This window comes from Dorea sp. D27 (assembly GCF_001185345.1).
Lineage (GTDB): Bacteria > Bacillota > Clostridia > Lachnospirales > Lachnospiraceae > Extibacter.
Window position 1 is genome coordinate 145,865 of the sequence record NZ_KQ236746.1, and the last position, 16,558, is coordinate 162,422.

Genomic DNA, 16,558 nt, shown 5'->3' on the forward strand with positions numbered 1-16,558 from the left:
CATTTGTTACAGTGACCGTAAATAATCCTTTAAGACCTCATTCGGTGTTTTCCAGCCTAGAGGGCGCATGGGGAAATTGTTATAGTCCCTACGGTTATACACCTTCAGCTGCGCAGCAAAGTCCTCAAAGGAATAGAACAGATGGGTCGCATAAAAACGCTCATTATCTTTCCGATAGCTGCGCTCTACCTTCCCGTTGTGACGAGGGGTAAAGGGACGGATGACCTTGTGCTTTATCCCATGTGTTTCCAAGCGCTTTTGGAAGAGGGTCGGCTTGTCCCGATAAGAAGTAAAGCGGTTGGTGAACTCCGATCCATTATCCGTCTGGATGCACGCGATGGAGAGGGGGAACGCTTTTACGAGGTGTTCCACAAACTGCGCGGAAGAATAGGTGCTGTGTTCCTCAAAGGCTTCCACGAAGCGCCATCTGGAATACTCGTCAATGGCAGTGTACTGGAAGAACTGCTTCCCGATGACCCTGCTGTTTTTGAGGCAGGCGGAAGGGACGAATTTCATATCCACCTGAATACACTGGCCGGGATACTCCATCTGCTCATAGGGCTTGGGGATGTACTTTGGATTGGGCGGATGGACGGCCATGATGCCCCGTTTTTTGAGGAAGCGGTAGAGTCCGGTGATGGAGCGGGAATAGCCGCGCTGCCTGAGCTTGACCCAGAAGACGACCAGTCCGGCATCCGGGTTGCGGCGGCGCATATCCGAGATAAGCTTAGCCTCCTGAGGGTTATGCTGGCTGGGGTGATGGTGAGGCCGTCTGGAGCGGTCACGCAGGGAATCCATGGAGCCGTCAAAGCGGCGTTTCCAGCGGTAGATATACTGCCGGTTGGTCTTGTATTTGACAGCGGCCTTGGTGACGCCATGGTTCTCAGCGTATCGGATCAGGGATAGACGGTATCTCATATCTTGTGTTATACTAGCCATAGCAGAGAACTCCTTTTTTGTTTGTTTTTGTTGTGGTGACTAAAATATAACACAAAAGGCAGTGTCTCTGCTTTTTAAATATTCAGTTGTAACACATGTATTGTAATCCTACATGACTGCAAAGTAAGGTTCCTTTTTACACTTGACAGCAGCGAGAGCACATTGAATCATTAAAGGTTTTAAATAAGCACCTGCTTTTGCAATCCGAACAGATTTCTTTTTCCCGGCAGACTCATTGTTGGCTGGGGATAGACCGCACCAAGAGGAAAGATGTTTTGTATCTTCAAAAACATCCATGTTTACGCCGATTTCCGCAAGAATGATAGTGGCACTGATATCAGACATACCAGGTAATGCGGCAATTAGTTCTACGAATGTCCAGTAAGGCTTCATTCGGACATATAGTTCGACCTCCGTTTGAGTGACCATATCTTCTAGGTATTCAAGGTGGCCTCTGGCAAGAGTAAGCTTTTTGGCCTGGTCAGATTCTATTTTATAACCAGAGATAGCAGCAAAGATTTCATCCGAACTGGCCTTCGTGTTTTTGCGAATCAGCTTGCGAACAACCTTATCCTCAATGGATTCAGAGGTGTTCTCCAGGAGATAAGACATAATCTCGGTAGCTGTTTTACCGAACGGATCGGAAAAGATATTTCCGATGCCAATATTTGAGACAGTCATGCAGTTTTGAATCCGGTTCCTTTCAGAGGATTTCATACAGACGAGTTTAAAGCGATAGCGAGCCAATTCGCGAAGTTGACGAAAATCTCTCGGAGGAATAAAGGAACTTCTGACCAAATCGAATTTATAAAGGTCAGCAATCCAGCGAGAATCTTTTTTGTCGGTCTTCTTACCTTTAATAGCTTTCACATACTTAGGGTGAGTGAGACAGACGTCCATGTCAGCTTCAAGGTAATTAAAAATAGGAATCCAATATTTACCCGTGGACTCCATGCAAACATGATAGCAATCATTTTCAAGTAACCAATCGTGAAGTTTTTGGATATCGGAGTTGATGGTAGAGAACGTTTTCTGTTCATACTCAGATATTCCGTTTGAATCAGTGAAAACAATGGTAGCAACGATAAGTTTTTTGTGGACATCAACGCCACAACAGATGGGGTATTGCAGCTTTAGCATAATATCACCACCTAATCTTAGGAAAAGAAATAGCAACAGTGACTGTCAACCTGCGACTATTTAAACATGGTTTAATACCGATGATAAGAGTCCGGGCTCAATGTCCCACTTGTTTGTGCTTGAAAGGTTGACGGCACATATATATATATGCGGGGCCGAAAATAAATTCGCCACTTCTCCTCCCGTGCTCTGTAGTATGCTGCTATTTCATACAACAATTATAAAATAACTGGAGGGTGGGCACAACCATTTTCATTACCTGTTTGTGCCTTGAGCGAAGCGAAAGGAATGTAGAATATATGAAAGATAGAATTGAAATTTGTGGTGCAATAGCATCTGGGAAAACCACCATAGCAACGGCATTTTTAAATGTAGGTTACAAAACTGAATTTGAGGATTTTTCGAAAATTTCTATGTTAGATGATTTCTATTCCGAGCCACTCACTGTGTCATTTGAGACAGAGATATCTTTTACGTTGCAGCACTATTATCAAATTAAAAAGGCATTATGGAATAATGAGCATATTGTTTGCGATTTTTCATCTGTTGACGATTACGCTTTTGCATTATCAATACTAAATAAAGAAGAAATGGAAATCTACGATCGGATTTTTGCATATATAGTTAGTCAAATAGATAAACCACAAAAACTAATTAAACTTAATGCCTCTTCTGATGAATTGATTAGAAGGATAAAAACGCGTGGTAGGGCGAACGAACAAAGTATTAATATGTCCTCGCTATTAAAGTTTGAAGAAAGTCTTAACATTGCAATCAAAAAGTTTTATGGAGGTATTCCATTAATAGATATAAATACGGAAAAGTATTCACCATCTGATTATCGCAAAGATTTTTTAGAGAGCTTATGAATACCATTTTGAAAAGACGAAGAACAATATGCATATTCAAGCCAGCATAAGACTTTTCATGTTTTAAGCTGGTTTTTATAATATCCATTTTCTCCACTCGACTATGCGATGTTATTGCATAAAATAATCTCGTTAACACAAACCGAAGTAAATGCAATAATAGAGTCATCTCACCGCATACGGAATGTGTGTTGTTGATGGAGAGGAAAGTGCGGTAAATCAAAGGGTTTCGGGGATTTGAGTAGGATATGCAGGTGTGCTTTTGTGGCTGATTAGGGTGAAATATATTCTTAGTTACCGTTGTGGTGTAAGGAAAATGAACATTTTGGCAAAAGGTTAGAATTCTATCAATTTTACTATTGTAGAAAATTATGATGGCCAAGGAGCATCCCGATTACACAAAAAGAACACTTTATAAGCCTATAGAACGGATATAAGTTTTGGATACAGATATGAATATTTTTGCTGAATTACTTGCAACTCTCATAGTTAAATATATCGATAAAATTGATTTAGAAAGTTTACCTAATCCATTGCCATCAGACCTACCAGAAAAATTAACAGAATAAATTGTAGGTATTATTGGAACAAGAAATAACGGCAAGCGCATAGCGTTGTTTTTTGTTGACAGTAGGTATCAGCGAAGAGGCATAAGGAAGTTGCTGTTACAGGCGGTGTTTGATTAAAGTGTATCGGATGAGATAACTGTCAATTCTTCGCTTTATCCCAAAGCAATCTATCATCCTGTCAACATAGAAAAAGGTATAGGAAAAGAGTTTCGCTAAAATGTATACTCACATTAGGGAAGCCCTTGCATTAAATAAGGATTGTAACTTAGAGTGATTTCTTTTACTATATTTCTAATTGGTACATCCTTTACTGGGTATTCTCCCAATATTTCCAAATTCATGATACAATAAAAAATAACTGATAAGAAAGGGGCAATTAATGTATGGCATATAGTTTTTTAACTTTAGCAAAGGATGTGCTGGAAAAAGAAAACATCCCATTATCCATTGAAGAAATGTGGGATACCGCAAAGAATCTGGGACTTCTTGAGAAGCTATCTTCTTCAGGAAAAACACCAATCCGCACCCTTTCAGCCAGAATCTATGTTGATATAAAAAATAATCCAGACACCATATTTGAACAGGTATGCAAACGTCCGGCAAAATTCTTTTTAAAAGGAAAAACTGCAGGGCTTAAAGAATATGAAGATAAGCAGAAACAGGAGAAGCGACACCAGAAACATAAATTTGGAGAAAGAGCGTTACATATTCTACTGTCCAGCTTCGTAAATGCCGATGAGCATTTTAAATGCTCCACAAAAACTATTTACCATGAGACATCCAAACGGGAAAAGAGCGGCAAGAATAAATGGCTGCACCCGAATATTGTCGGCGTACATTTCCCCTTTGAATCTTATACCGAGAATACACTCAAATTATTTGATATTCTAAAAGTAAACCCATATAAGCTGTATTCTTTTGAGATGAAGATTGATATCAACCTATCCAATCTCCGAGAATATTACTTCCAGGCTGTATCCAATTCCAGTTGGGCACATGAAGGCTATCTGGTGGCATTACATATTGCAGACGATCCGGAACTGATAGACGAAATGCGCCGCCTGAACAATGCTTTCGGAATTGGAGTTGTTCGGTTAGATGCCGAACATTTCATGCAAAGTGAGATCCTCTTTTCAGCAAAAGAAAAAGAATCGCTCGACTGGGATACCATTAACCGGTTGGTAGACAGTAACCCTGATTTTAAGAAATTCCTCGATGATTTAATGGAGGACATCAAAATCGGAAAGATAAAAAGCCGATATGATGAGGTGTACCTGGAAGAGGAGCAGATGTATCAGTATGCTCAGAAAAACAGCATACTGTCCTGACCACAAGTCCTAAAAGTCATTAATATCAAATACATTTTCATATCCCCACCGCTCATTATTTGTCATGCGGCTGTGGATATTTCTATTTAATTTCAATCCAATAATATGTAAATCAGTTAGTTGACGAATAAATGTTCTGTTTTCTGGTAATGCTCTCCATATAAAATAATTCAGAGGAGATGAACCATGAATACAGTCCAGAGGCTTAGATTCGGCAGATACGTGGAAACCCTGCGGAAAAGCAGAGGAAAATCCCTGCGTGAAACAGCCAAAGCAATAAAAGTATCCCCCCAGTATTACAGTGAGGTGGAAAAAGGAAGAAGCAGCACATTTACTGCTGAAAGACTCAAATTACTGTCTCAGTTCCTGCTGTTAAATGAGGAAGAATCCCATACCCTTTATGATGTAGCTGCCCAGTCCAGGACATCAAATGATGTGGTAACCCCTCAGGATTGTGCAGATTATATGCTTAGTAATTCATATGTGATAGATGCTCTGCGCCTGTCGATGGAAACCGGAGCGGGTGAAAAGGAGTGGCGGGTATTGCTGGATGAGCTTAGAGCAAGAAAGGGGTGATGGGCTATGTATCAACCAAAATTGAAAAAGAAGAGAAATGGTATCCCGGTCATGAGTAAAAGCGAAATGGATGCTCATGCTGAAAGAGTTCCTGTATATTTGCTGAAAGAGAGATGTGCCGATTATCTGTATGCAAAAAGGGGGACGTTGCTTATAGATAATACACTACTCAGTGAGTAGAAGGAATACAGGCTGCAATCTACGAAAGGGCATGAGTGCGGGCACCTGGCTGTTCCATTCCGATTATTATACAAATGTTGATTGCAGAAGTTATGATGCCTATAAATCAGAACCGGAGTTAACCGGATGTAAAAAAACAGATATCGAAGGCGGCGAAGAACAGGCTGGGAGGAGAAGACTGCTTACTGACCATGATTGGCTTGAGCACCAATCCAAATATTTCAGTGCGGCAATCCTAATGCCGAAAACACCCTTTCTCACAGCGGTATCAGATTTACTGGAAAACAGTGGGCAGGATACAACTACTTTAGCAGAATCATTATCAGAGATATTTCATGTATCCCCTAGTTCAGCAAATATCCGTTTAGCACAGTTGGGTTTGAAAGAGTATATAGGCAGGATGGGTAGAAAGCAAGAAAAAGAACCCTTTCAATTATTTTCACAGATATCAGGCACTTTGTGAACGGCAAAGTGCTGAATTTTAGGATGTGGTGTCAGTCAGTTGGCTGACACACCCAATGAACTCTTTATTTTTTTGATTATAGTGTCAACCAGCCAATTGATAGAAAAGGAAATGTATGCAAATGAAAGAAAAAGTAAATTGCCCTGTTTGCAGGAAACGGGCGTTTGATATTTGTTCATCGCCAAAAGGTGAGATTTGGATTGAGCTGAAATGTCCTCATTGTAGGAATATCGTTCAAATCCACCACAAGGGAATCAATCCTTCTGAAAGATGTAAACAAGTATCAATAATTTAATAAATACTACTGAGCAACGGATCCGCATTAGCGAGATACCAAATAGCCGGAGTAAAGCGAAATATCAGCTTACTCCGGCTATTTTTATGCCTATTTTTAGGTTGCTGCCACCGCTTTACTCGCCGGTAAAGAAAGGAGCAGCAATGAAAATTAAGTATGAATTTGTCACAGGTGAGAGACTGGAAATCGAAGTGGAGGATAACATTGGGGAGATAGTGGTTGAAATGGAGGTAATGCAGTCCCGGCGGAACCGGACGGAAACACGAAGGCATAATTCGTATGAGTCGATGCAGGAGCAGCGGCCGGGGTATAATCCCCGGCAGTTTATTGATGAGAAGGCTGACATTGAACAGTATATTGTGGATTCGGAAGATTGGGAGCGCCTGCATCAGGCAATTAGGAAATTAGAAGCGAAGGATGCTTTAATTGTCCACAAATACTTTTTTGAGAATAGGACGATGTCTTAAATCAGCGGTGAATTAGGCGTTCCAGCTATGGCAATTTCAAAACGGCTGAAAAAAATCCCCGATAAAATAAAAAAGTTCATGATTTAGTTTAAAAACGGGTTTTCCCGTGGCTATAAAGTAGAAACAAAAAATTTGAAAATGAAAGGAGTTTCTTAATGACGGAAAAATCAAAATTATTTTGAAAACAAAAGAGAATCCCACAGAAGCTGCGTTAAAGCAGGGGAAGTGGAGACGGTGTCAGAGGAAAACATGGTCACCAATGCGGTGAATAACATTTTAGGGCTAAACCCGATGGGCGTGTTTTATGAAGCCGGAGACAGCATTGATGGGATTGAATGGAATAACAGCCTGCTTCCCATCTGTCCGAACATGATTGGCGGTATTCTGCTGTTCTCCCAGGCACTGCCGGAGGAAGCGGATTACATCTATGCAGCTTCCAGCAATCTTCCGGTCGCTTATGCTTCCAACAATGTCAACTCTACAGCAAATCTGGCAAGGGGAAGCATGAACCTGACGGAGAGCAAGGCGTTAGAAAACGGATACAAATTTGTCTGGGAATTTACTCCCAGCCAGGGAAACGGCACGATTGCAGCGGTCGCCCTGACTAGTGCCCAGGGCGGAACGAATGGCTCTGGCAGCCAAGTGGGGGATGCCAGTACCTTTTTACAATTGAAAAGCATCCGTTTGGATGATTTGACCCAAGCGAAGCAGATGGTATTATTCGAGGCGGTAGAAGTGGATTTTGAGAATAACTTGCTGTATTCCATCATATATCAGGATACCGGAGTCCGTATTCGTAAGGTGCAGATTCCTATTTTCAGTTGGGGTTGAATGAGAAGCTGGATGATACAACATATGTGGTTCTGGATGACCAGGTGGTTCAGACCAGTACGTTTCAGTTCCTGGGCAGCTATACTTTATATGGGGAGTTTCTGGATGGCGGTGATGGATATTGGTACGGTTTTTCTAATGAGGGGAATTCCTTTGGCAGTGCGACGATGGTATGAGCGAAGATTAAGAAAGAGGATTATTCCGTCACGGAAGGGCAGTGGACACTTTCCAATGCCAAGCTGATGGATGTGGGCAACCGGGATGCAAATGGTTCATTTCCGGAGCGGGTGTTGAAATGCTGTATGCGGAATGGCTATTTATATGTAATGGCAAACAACAAGAAGGGCATCTATAAAATCAATACAGCGAATTCTTCTGATGTAACGTTGATACCCCTTGGATTTACTTCCAAATGGAAGCCACTGTGTGAGACAGGGACTTGTGAAGTATACATGACGCTGATTGGGGATTTGATTGTAGGCGGGGATTTTCAGGTAACAGCGAATGATGCCATTATCCGCGCCCAGGGAAGTTCCCAGCTGAATGATGCGGCAACACCGCTGTTCCAGTATAAGAATTTTCTTTTAGGCTGGGGCGGCAGTTATGGGACAGAGTACCGGACGATGTATCTTTTGACGCCTTATCTGGCAACGATTAACAACCTGTCTTCGGCAGTGGTGAAGACGGTGGATAAGACGATGAAGATTACCTATACCCTGACACAGGAATAAAACAGTTGATCAAGATTGGCATACAGGCAGCCTCCGGGCTGTTATTTTTATGCTTAAAAGTAAGGAGGACAACAGAATGAAGGATGTTGCAAATACAATGCAGTTTATATTTGCCGCTATAGGCGGTGCGATTGGAGCGGTAATGGGAGGATTTGACGGGTTTTTACATGCACTGATTGTTGTGGGCGGGGTGGATTATGTAACCGGGGTGATGGCCGGGATTTTAAATAAGGAGCTTTCCAGCCGGATCGGGTTCCGTGGAATTTTTAAGTAATTGTGATCTTCTGCCTGGTGGCCGTGGCTCATATCATTGATACCCATGTGATTGGGAATGGAAGTGTGCTGCAAACGGCAGTAATTTTCTTTTACCTGTCAAATGAAGGGATTTCGATTCTGGAGAATGCGGCCCATGTGGGCTTGCCAATTCCGAGGAAGCTGAAAGCAGTGCTGGAACAGATTAAGGAGGAAGATAAGTTTGAAACAAAAAAGTAGAGGTTACCCAAGAACAATAGGACATAGGGAAATAAACCATCGTTAAAGGTGGTCTTGAAAAGTAAATATAGACATAACACACTAATCAGGAAACAGAAGCTACATCATCTTTGATGGTATATCCTCGTTGTTTAAGCAGATTAAGCGCTTGTGAAGTAGTCAAGACTTTTGATTCGTTCACAGGACGTTGTTCAAGAAAGCCCTCTGATGTATAAGGTTTTAAATCTGTAAGTATGTGCCAGATAGCGGTCAGGAGCATACGACAGATGGCAATGACAGCTTTCTTGTGACCACGCCGTGCTTTGATATGTCGATAACGGTTAGTAATTTCAGGATGTTTCTTGGATTTAATTAAAGCATTTGCAACTTGCACCAAAACTGGTTTAAAATAAGAACCAGCACGGGAAATCCTAGTGGATTTGATTTTGCGATTGCTTTGGTCATTACGAGGACAACATCCAGCCCAAGAGGCGAGGTTTTTAGCTGTAGGGAAAACAGACATATCACCTCCGGTTTCAGAGAGCACCTGAATAGCAGTTAATGGGTTCTTATCGAATCCCGGTACGGTTCGGATAAGAGTAAGGGCTTCTTCGTATTTATCGCTGAGACGAAAGATTTCCCGTTCTATTTCTGTTTTGTGCATTTCTAATTCATCGATGTGGTTAAGGCATTGTCTGAGTTTCACAGCCTGTTCTGTAGAGATAGCACCATCAACAGCAGCCTGTATTTCTTCGATAGGAGTTTTACATTTGCCATCAACAAAAGGTGCTACATCAAAGTTTTCCCCAGGGTGTTGCAAAATCTGTTCCGTAATGGAACGAGAAGATTTACCAAATACATCAGAAAAGACATCATCTAGTTTTAGGTTAGATACGGTAAGACAATTTTGAGCACGATTTTTTTCACCGGTAATCATACAGGTGAGTTTATATCGGTATCTTACCAAATCTCTCAATTCACGGATGTCAGCAGGTGGAATAAAGGAAGGCTTGACCATTCCACACATATATAAATCGCAAATCCACTTGGCATCTTTACGGTCAGTCTTGTTGCCCTTTTGAGGCTTGGTATATTTGGGGTGGGAAAGAGTAATCCAGATCTTATTCTTCTCCAAAATATTAAAAACAGGAATCCAGTACTTGCCAGTTGATTCCATACAGACATCGGTACAATTATATTTGGCAAGCCAGTCACACAACTCTAGCAATCCTTTGGAAAAGGAAGAAAAGCGAGCTTGCTTATACTCTGTACGGCTGTGGGAATCCGTAATACCAATGCAGGCAAAGATCCATGTTTTGTGGACATCAAGTCCACAGCAGTTATTTTTTAGAATTTTAAACGACACAAAATAACCTCCTGGTGATTTATCATTATAAAACTGACAGTGACTGGCCATCCGGCAAAATCGAGTCGACTTTGGAAGAGATAAGTTTACGGGCTACGGAATGCGCCACTCATTGATGCCTTAACGGATGACCGACAAACATATAGCGATGCGAGGTTGCCGCTATACAGCCCCGCCACTCACCTCCACGTGTTCTGTAGTGTGTCAGTCTTATAAAAGAATCATATCAGAAGGAAAAAAGATTAGAAAGCGAAAAGCAGATAAAGGGTTTCATAACCCCATCGGTGCCTTTCGCAGAAAGGCGGATTATAGCGATGAAGATAAATAAACAGTATGTGTCAGATAAGAACACGTATTCGGGGAATACACCCCGGTATATCGTGGTGCATAACACAGACATCTTTGCAGCAGGAGCAGATGCCCTGGCTCATGCTAAGGCACAGTACAACGGTAACCTGAACACTTCCGTCCATTATTATACCGATGATAAGAAGACGGTTTATCAAACAGCTCTGCATAACAAGGGGTGCTGGCATGTTGGGGTAAACTACGGCGGCCGACTATTTGGTTCGGTGAATAACAAGAACAGCATCGGTGTGGAAATGTGTGTCAAGACCGGATATGACTTTAACAAAGCCTTTGCTAACACGGTAGAGTTTGTCCGGCAGTTGATGGCAGATACTGGTATTCCGGCAGACCGGGTGGTGCAGCATTATGATGTCTGTGCCAAGAACTGTCCGTCCCAGATAAGGAAGAAGGGGCTGTGGGAGGAGTTTAAGAAGCAGCGTGGTCATTTGAATGATGTAAAAGATAACAGTAACAAACAGAGCGGATCTGCCCAGACAATTAAGCCATTATCAGGATATGTGAAGATATTTTATAAAGGAAAAGATGGTTTGAATATCCGGAAAGCCCCTTGCATGGGTGACAATGTGGTAGATACTGTCTTTGACGGAACTTATACGGTTATTGGTATCAGCGAAGATGATTATTGGTATCAGCTTAAATCTGGGCTGTTTATCACCACAGGCCGGGAATATGTGCAGTTTATTGAAGAGGTATCGTCTGCCAACTATATGGTCAAGATTTCTATTCCCAATCTTCGGATTCGTAAAGGGCCGGGAACAAATTATGAGATTCAGCCAGGCTTTACAGGCAAAGGAGTATTTACAGTGGTAGAGGAAGCAGGTGGCCCCGGAGCTTCAGGATGGGGGCTGTTAAAAGCGTATCAGAAGGAGCGGAATGGGTGGATTTCGCTGGATTATGCCGTCCGTGTTTAACCGCCAGCAGATTTAAGAAAGAGTTGGATAAAGCCGCTGGAAACCGCTGAATTGCTTGACTTTAGAGGGCTTTAGAGTGATTAATAGACTACCAAAAAACGAAAGGAGTTCTTGTATTTATGGTGGTTGCAGGACGAATTAACAAGTTGGCATTTTACTGCCGGATGAATCACAGAAACCGTGACTATACACAATTTATTCCAGAAGTCAGTCAGACCTTAGATAAGCGGTTTGGTAAAGGAAATTGGGAGATGCAGATGTTTTATGAGATTGCCTCCGGGGTGGATCCGGCCAGAAAAGAATTTAACCGCCTTAAAATGGAGATGAGAGCCGGGAAGTTCGATGCCGTTATTATTATTACAGCGTAAAGATTATCAAGGGATTGGACGCAGTTTATGGATTTTATGAAGCTGTGCCTGGAGATGCAGATTGAAGTGATAACTGTCCGCCAGCCAGAGGATGCTCAACTGATTTATGACCGGATTATGAAGTTTGAAGAAGATTATTTTGAAGGGCGTGAATAGCAATGAGGATCCGAATTTTAGAGCCTATAGCAGAAATAAAACAGAAGAAAAAGAAGGTCTGTGCTTATGCCAGGGTTTCAACGGACAGCAGAAGACAGGAGGACTCGCTTGAAAAACAGCAGGAAACCTACGAGATGTTAATCCGTTCCAACCCGGAATATGAGTTTGCCGGTGTGTATTCAGACCAAGGTATCTCTGGCTATTGTGAAAAACGGCCGGGATTCCAGGAGATGATAAGAAAAGCGAAGGCGGGAGAAATTGATTTAATCATTACCAAGTCTATATCGAGGTTTGCCAGAAATACCGTTACCGTCCTGAAGGTTGTACGAGAGCTGAAGGGACTGGGAGTTGGTATTTTTTTTGAAGAAGAAAACATTAATACATTGGATGCCAAAGGTGAGGTTCTGCTGACTATTCTTTCTTCCCTGGCACAGGATGAGAGCAGGTCTATATCTGAAAATTCTACCTGGGGGATCCGCAGGCGGTTTGAAAAGGGGCAGCATAAGATGAGTACCAAGCGATTTCTGGGCTATGATACAGATGAGGATGGGAAGCTGGTGATTAACCGGAAGCAGGCTGTGATTGTAAAACGACTGTATTTTGAATATCTTAGTGGTAAAACGGTGGATTATATAAAACGGATATTTGAGCGGGAGGGTGTTGTTAATTGGGATGGCAGTACGAAGTGGCAGGCGACCACTCTGCAAAGTATGCTGGAGAATGAGAAGTATAAGGGCGATGCGGTTTTGCAGAAGAGTTATACAGTGGATTTTTTGACTAAGAAGCGGGTGATGAATCAGGGAGAAATACAGAAGTTCTATATTGAAGATGCCCATGAGGCGATTATTGAACCGTGGATTTGGGAATGTGTGCAGTTGGAGATTAAGTGGCGGAAGAGGTATCTGGAGGAGCATGGAACGAAGTCATATTCCAATAATACAGAGAAGAATCCATTTGCTTCAAAAATTGTCTGTGGAGAGTGTAATAAGGTATTTACCCGTAAGGGGTGGCAAAGCAGCACTGGGGAAACCAGGAAGATTTGGCAGTGTAGTGAGCGGTATAAGGTGAAAGGCGTTATGGGGTGTGGCAATCGACATGTTGAGGAGAGTACGTTGGAAAAAGCATTTGTCATGGCCTGGAATGGGATTTTGAAAAATAACGAATATTTTCTGCGGAAGTGGGAGGAACAGGAGAAGAGTGAAGATTTGCTTGAGGTATATCGAGCGAAGGATTTTCATGGGGTGTTAAATCAAACTGCAGAGTTAAATTATGTGGAACTAGATTTTATGCTAAGAATTCTACAATGCATTAAAGTTTTTGAGGGCGGAGGATTACTTGTTGTATTTTTGGATGGTACAGAGGTTGAATGCAAAAATACAGACTAACCTTTTAGCATATAGGTATAAACTGTTGTACTTAAGTATTTTGAGTGTTAAATTACAAAAAAAGTTGGTTGGAGTATAGTCCATAATTTCAAGCTCAAAATAAAACGAAAGTAAATAATTTGTGGTATCAAGGTAATGAGTATGATATAATTTAAGTTAATATTTTAAAATGTAAAAAGCAATATATGGTAATATGGGATGGCTTTTGAAGCCAGAACAGTAATAATATTTCCTGATTCACATTACATTTTTGATGAAGTTTTCTTAAATAAAAGCAAATATAGGATGGTACAAACGATGAAACCGTTTAACTTTAGATTTATTGATTTATTCGCTGGAATTGGTGGTTTTCATCAAGCAATGCGTTATTTAGGCGGAACATGTGTTATGGCAGCTGAAATCAATAAGGAATGTGTTAACACATATAATAAAAACTTTTCTACAGAAGAAGGGATTGTACGTGGGGATGTTAACGAAATTGATCCGGCATCAATTGCCCATTTTGATGTACTCTGTGCGGGATTTCCATGTCAGCCATTTAGTAAAGCGGGTCAGCAGAAGGGTTTTAGTGATAAGCATCGTGGGAACTTATTTTATAAAATCATGGATATTCTGGACGGACATCCTGAGGTGAAGTTCATCATTTTGGAGAATGTTAGGAATCTTGCAGATAAGACTGAAAATTGGGATATCATCACTTCAGAATTGAGGAGCAGAAATTTTTATATTACTGAAAGTCCAGTTATCCTTTCGCCTTCTGATTTCGGTATACCTCAAATCCGAGAGAGGGTATATATTCTGGGTATAAGAAAGGATATTCGCAATGAAAATATATTAACAAATGGTTTTATTCACATCGAAGATATGAATCTTGAAAAACACCGCAAAAGTTGTAAGTTAGGAGATGCCTGGTCTATTCTTGAAAAAGATGTTGATGATTCCTATATTATACCTGCTGAGCAAGAACTAATGATTCAGGCCTGGGATGAGCTAAGAATTAACACGGGAATTAAAGTTTTAGGTTTTCCTTTGTGGCTTGATAGTTTTGGGATTGGAAATGATGATACAGAAGTTGTTTATGCAAGTCAAGGATATGATGATATGCCTGGATGGAAGAAAAATTTCTTGCGTCGTAATAGAGAATTCTATCTTTCACATCATGAATATATTGATGTTTGGGTTGAAAAGTACAACATGAAGAATCGCATAAAATTATATAAAAAGTTTGAGTGGAACTGTGGTAAAGATGTAAAAGATATAAAAGAGTCACTTATACAGGTTCGTCAGTCGGGTATTCGAGCTAAACGACCGACATTTTATCCATCTTTAGTTGCTATAGTTAATACTCCCATTGTATGGGATAAAAGAAAAGGACATTATAGATGGATTACTCCAAGAGAAGCAGCAAATCTTCAGAGTTTTCATGGGAGATATAAATTTAGTGGCTCGGATAAGATTATCTATAAACAACTAGGTAATTCGGTAAATGTACGGATACTGAAGTTGCTTGGAGAAAATTTATTTAATCTAGCGAACAAAGGATGGGACGGTGATAGTAGTGGCGAAAAGAATTAATATTAGACCTACTAGTAGCGTTTATGGTACCTATAAAAGGCTTAGCTATCAGCCGTGGACTGCAATAGCTGAATTTGTAGATAATTCAACACAAAGCTTTTATGATCACAAAGATGAATTAATGTCCCTTAAATATGCTAAGGGATTACATATTGAGATCGATTATATTAACGATGATATTAATGGGGATCGTATTGAGATCTATGATGATGCATATGGAATGGAGTGGAATGATTTTCAACGAGCAGTTGTACTTGATCGTCCACCTAAAAATACCAATGGCAGAAACGAATTTGGTATGGGTTTGAAGACAGCTGCATGTTGGTTTGGTTCAATCTGGTCAATTGAGTCTACTAGTCTTAACTCGAAGAATAAATATTATACAGAAATTAATATTGATGAATTAGGAAAATACAAAACGGAAGAGATTGATGTTAAAGAGGAAGTTGTAAGTCCGAAAAAGCACTATACTAAAATTGTTATTAGAAGGCTTAACAAGAGAATTAATGGGTCTCGTACAGTTGCTAAAGTCAAAGAGCTATTAAGTAGTATTTATCGAGAAGATATTCGTAGTGGACTTGTTGAAATTTACTATAATGGAGTTATGTTGCAGTTCAAAGAGGCACCAATTTTTGTTGAGCAAATTAATGACAAAGAACAAGCTTGGAAGAAAGATATAGAATTTTCAGTGAGACATGAGGGACAGGATTTAAAGGTATCTGGTTTTATTGCTATTCGAATACCGGGTAGTGTGAAAGATGCAGGTTTTACACTTTTAAGACGTGGACGAGTAATAGTGGGAGGTTCTGAAAAGAACTATAGGCCGACAGAGTTATTTGGAGATGCCAATTCCTATGCATGGCAGCGTCTATTTGGCGAATTACATATGGACAATTGGCCAGTTACACAGGCAAAAGATAATTTTGACTGGCATAATAGTGGACTTGAAGAAGCTTTTATTAATGAGTTGTGTATCTATACCCAGGATTATAGGCGGAAAGCAGAAAGCATTAGAGTTCGTGAAAAAATAAATACAAATGACTTGGTTAAAAATGCTGTTAGCGGATTGTCTGATGCGGGAATTGTTGAAGATGCTGTAGTTGAAATTGTAGAACGGCCCAAAATAGATATAGATGAAACCAATGTTGAGAAAAATGATTCTGAAAATGGAGATTCGGAAAAGATAATAGAACCTGAGGTGGTTGTTAACCAGAATGACGATGGTGTAATCATAGAGGGGGGAGATCAAGTTAATTATACATTTAAGTATAAGAATAACAGTTATCTCTTTCATATATTATTTGAGATGAATGATCCAACAATGGATTGGCTTATTGTTGAATCGAACGGAGTTTCAGAGTATACATTATCTATTAACATGAGGCATTCCTTTTTTAAGCCTTTAATAGAGAAGAAAGAATTTTTGCCTATTATGACACGTATGTGTATTGCTCTCGTTTTAGCAGAAATTGAGGCTATGCTGATTTCACCTGATGGTAAAATCGAGGCTAGTGCAATTCGTTTAAAGATGAATGAAATTCTCGAAAATGTACGAAAGGGGATTTAAAG

At 40.6% G+C, this 16,558-nt stretch carries 16 protein-coding genes and 2 pseudogenes; 15 read left to right on the forward strand and 3 right to left on the reverse strand.

The window, feature by feature from the left end; genetic code table 11:
- Nucleotides 1-6 precede the first annotated feature (6 nt).
- Together HMPREF0980_RS18715 and HMPREF0980_RS14435 are read right to left on the reverse strand one after the other, a co-directional pair.
- Complete coding sequence (locus HMPREF0980_RS18715) at nucleotides 7-939, reverse strand: DDE-type integrase/transposase/recombinase (RefSeq protein WP_084002819.1); 933 nt, start codon at nucleotides 937-939, stop codon at nucleotides 7-9.
- 108 nt (nucleotides 940-1,047) lie between these two features.
- Nucleotides 1,048-2,079 carry an IS110 family RNA-guided transposase gene (locus HMPREF0980_RS14435; protein ID WP_242847416.1) on the reverse strand — a complete coding sequence of 344 codons (1,032 nt, stop codon included), beginning with the start codon at nucleotides 2,077-2,079 and terminating at the stop codon, nucleotides 1,048-1,050.
- Nucleotides 2,080-2,378: 299 nt separating this feature from the next.
- On the opposite strand from HMPREF0980_RS14435, the gene HMPREF0980_RS14440 reads away from it, so the two are divergent.
- The 9 genes and pseudogenes from HMPREF0980_RS14440 to HMPREF0980_RS14470 all read left to right on the forward strand — a co-directional run bounded on the left by HMPREF0980_RS14440 (nucleotide 2,379) and on the right by HMPREF0980_RS14470 (nucleotide 8,880).
- Nucleotides 2,379-2,948 carry a deoxynucleoside kinase gene (locus tag HMPREF0980_RS14440; RefSeq protein ID WP_049729810.1) on the forward strand — a complete coding sequence of 190 codons (570 nt, stop codon included), beginning with the start codon at nucleotides 2,379-2,381 and terminating at the stop codon, nucleotides 2,946-2,948.
- A gap of 581 nt (nucleotides 2,949-3,529) precedes the next feature.
- Nucleotides 3,530-3,634 carry a GNAT family N-acetyltransferase gene (locus HMPREF0980_RS20040; RefSeq protein ID WP_442855435.1) on the forward strand — a complete coding sequence of 35 codons (105 nt, stop codon included), beginning with the start codon at nucleotides 3,530-3,532 and terminating at the stop codon, nucleotides 3,632-3,634.
- A gap of 266 nt (nucleotides 3,635-3,900) precedes the next feature.
- Nucleotides 3,901-4,845, forward strand: a complete 945-nt coding sequence (locus HMPREF0980_RS14445; protein ID WP_049729811.1) for an HTH domain-containing protein — start codon at nucleotides 3,901-3,903, stop codon at nucleotides 4,843-4,845.
- Between the two features lie 186 nt (nucleotides 4,846-5,031).
- Nucleotides 5,032-5,421 carry a helix-turn-helix domain-containing protein gene (locus HMPREF0980_RS14450; protein ID WP_049729812.1) on the forward strand — a complete coding sequence of 130 codons (390 nt, stop codon included), beginning with the start codon at nucleotides 5,032-5,034 and terminating at the stop codon, nucleotides 5,419-5,421.
- A 6-nt stretch (nucleotides 5,422-5,427) separates the two neighbouring features.
- A complete protein-coding gene (locus HMPREF0980_RS18960; RefSeq protein ID WP_157039373.1) occupies nucleotides 5,428-5,601 on the forward strand; it encodes a hypothetical protein in 174 nt (57 codons plus the stop codon).
- Nucleotides 5,602-5,632: 31 nt separating this feature from the next.
- Entirely contained in the window at nucleotides 5,633-6,064 is a 432-nt protein-coding gene (locus tag HMPREF0980_RS14455; protein WP_049729813.1) for an ImmA/IrrE family metallo-endopeptidase, read from the forward strand.
- A 438-nt stretch (nucleotides 6,065-6,502) separates the two neighbouring features.
- A complete protein-coding gene (locus HMPREF0980_RS14460; protein WP_049729814.1) occupies nucleotides 6,503-6,826 on the forward strand; it encodes a hypothetical protein in 324 nt (107 codons plus the stop codon).
- Nucleotides 6,827-7,051: 225 nt separating this feature from the next.
- A pseudogene (locus tag HMPREF0980_RS19945) lies at nucleotides 7,052-8,388 on the forward strand (hypothetical protein).
- Between the two features lie 76 nt (nucleotides 8,389-8,464).
- A pseudogene (locus HMPREF0980_RS14470) lies at nucleotides 8,465-8,880 on the forward strand (phage holin family protein).
- 85 nt (nucleotides 8,881-8,965) lie between these two features.
- Here the strand turns inward: HMPREF0980_RS14470 and HMPREF0980_RS14475 are convergent.
- A complete protein-coding gene (locus HMPREF0980_RS14475) occupies nucleotides 8,966-10,225 on the reverse strand; it encodes an IS110 family RNA-guided transposase (protein WP_084002822.1) in 1,260 nt (419 codons plus the stop codon).
- 314 nt (nucleotides 10,226-10,539) lie between these two features.
- Between HMPREF0980_RS14475 and HMPREF0980_RS14480 the strand changes: the two genes are divergently transcribed.
- From HMPREF0980_RS14480 to HMPREF0980_RS14500, 6 genes are all read left to right on the forward strand, one after another.
- Nucleotides 10,540-11,505, forward strand: a complete 966-nt coding sequence (locus HMPREF0980_RS14480) for an N-acetylmuramoyl-L-alanine amidase (protein WP_049729816.1) — start codon at nucleotides 10,540-10,542, stop codon at nucleotides 11,503-11,505.
- A gap of 119 nt (nucleotides 11,506-11,624) precedes the next feature.
- Nucleotides 11,625-11,873: a hypothetical protein gene (locus HMPREF0980_RS19500; RefSeq protein ID WP_242847417.1), complete on the forward strand. Its 249-nt coding sequence runs from the start codon at nucleotides 11,625-11,627 to the stop codon at nucleotides 11,871-11,873.
- A 27-nt stretch (nucleotides 11,874-11,900) separates the two neighbouring features.
- Nucleotides 11,901-12,029, forward strand: coding sequence for a hypothetical protein (locus HMPREF0980_RS19620; protein ID WP_255351360.1), 129 nt, complete (start codon nucleotides 11,901-11,903; stop codon nucleotides 12,027-12,029).
- 2 nt (nucleotides 12,030-12,031) lie between these two features.
- On the forward strand, nucleotides 12,032-13,414 hold the full coding sequence (locus HMPREF0980_RS14490) for a recombinase family protein (RefSeq protein ID WP_049729817.1): 1,383 nt from the start codon (nucleotides 12,032-12,034) through the stop codon (nucleotides 13,412-13,414).
- A gap of 297 nt (nucleotides 13,415-13,711) precedes the next feature.
- The gene (locus HMPREF0980_RS14495; RefSeq protein ID WP_049729818.1) at nucleotides 13,712-14,989 is read left to right on the forward strand and encodes a DNA cytosine methyltransferase; all 1,278 of its coding nucleotides are present in this window, start codon (nucleotides 13,712-13,714) and stop codon (nucleotides 14,987-14,989) included.
- Complete coding sequence (locus HMPREF0980_RS14500; RefSeq protein ID WP_049729819.1) at nucleotides 14,964-16,556, forward strand: ATP-binding protein; 1,593 nt, start codon at nucleotides 14,964-14,966, stop codon at nucleotides 16,554-16,556. Before HMPREF0980_RS14495 ends, HMPREF0980_RS14500 begins: the two co-directional genes overlap by 26 nt.
- The last annotated feature ends 2 nt before the right edge of the window (nucleotides 16,557-16,558 follow it).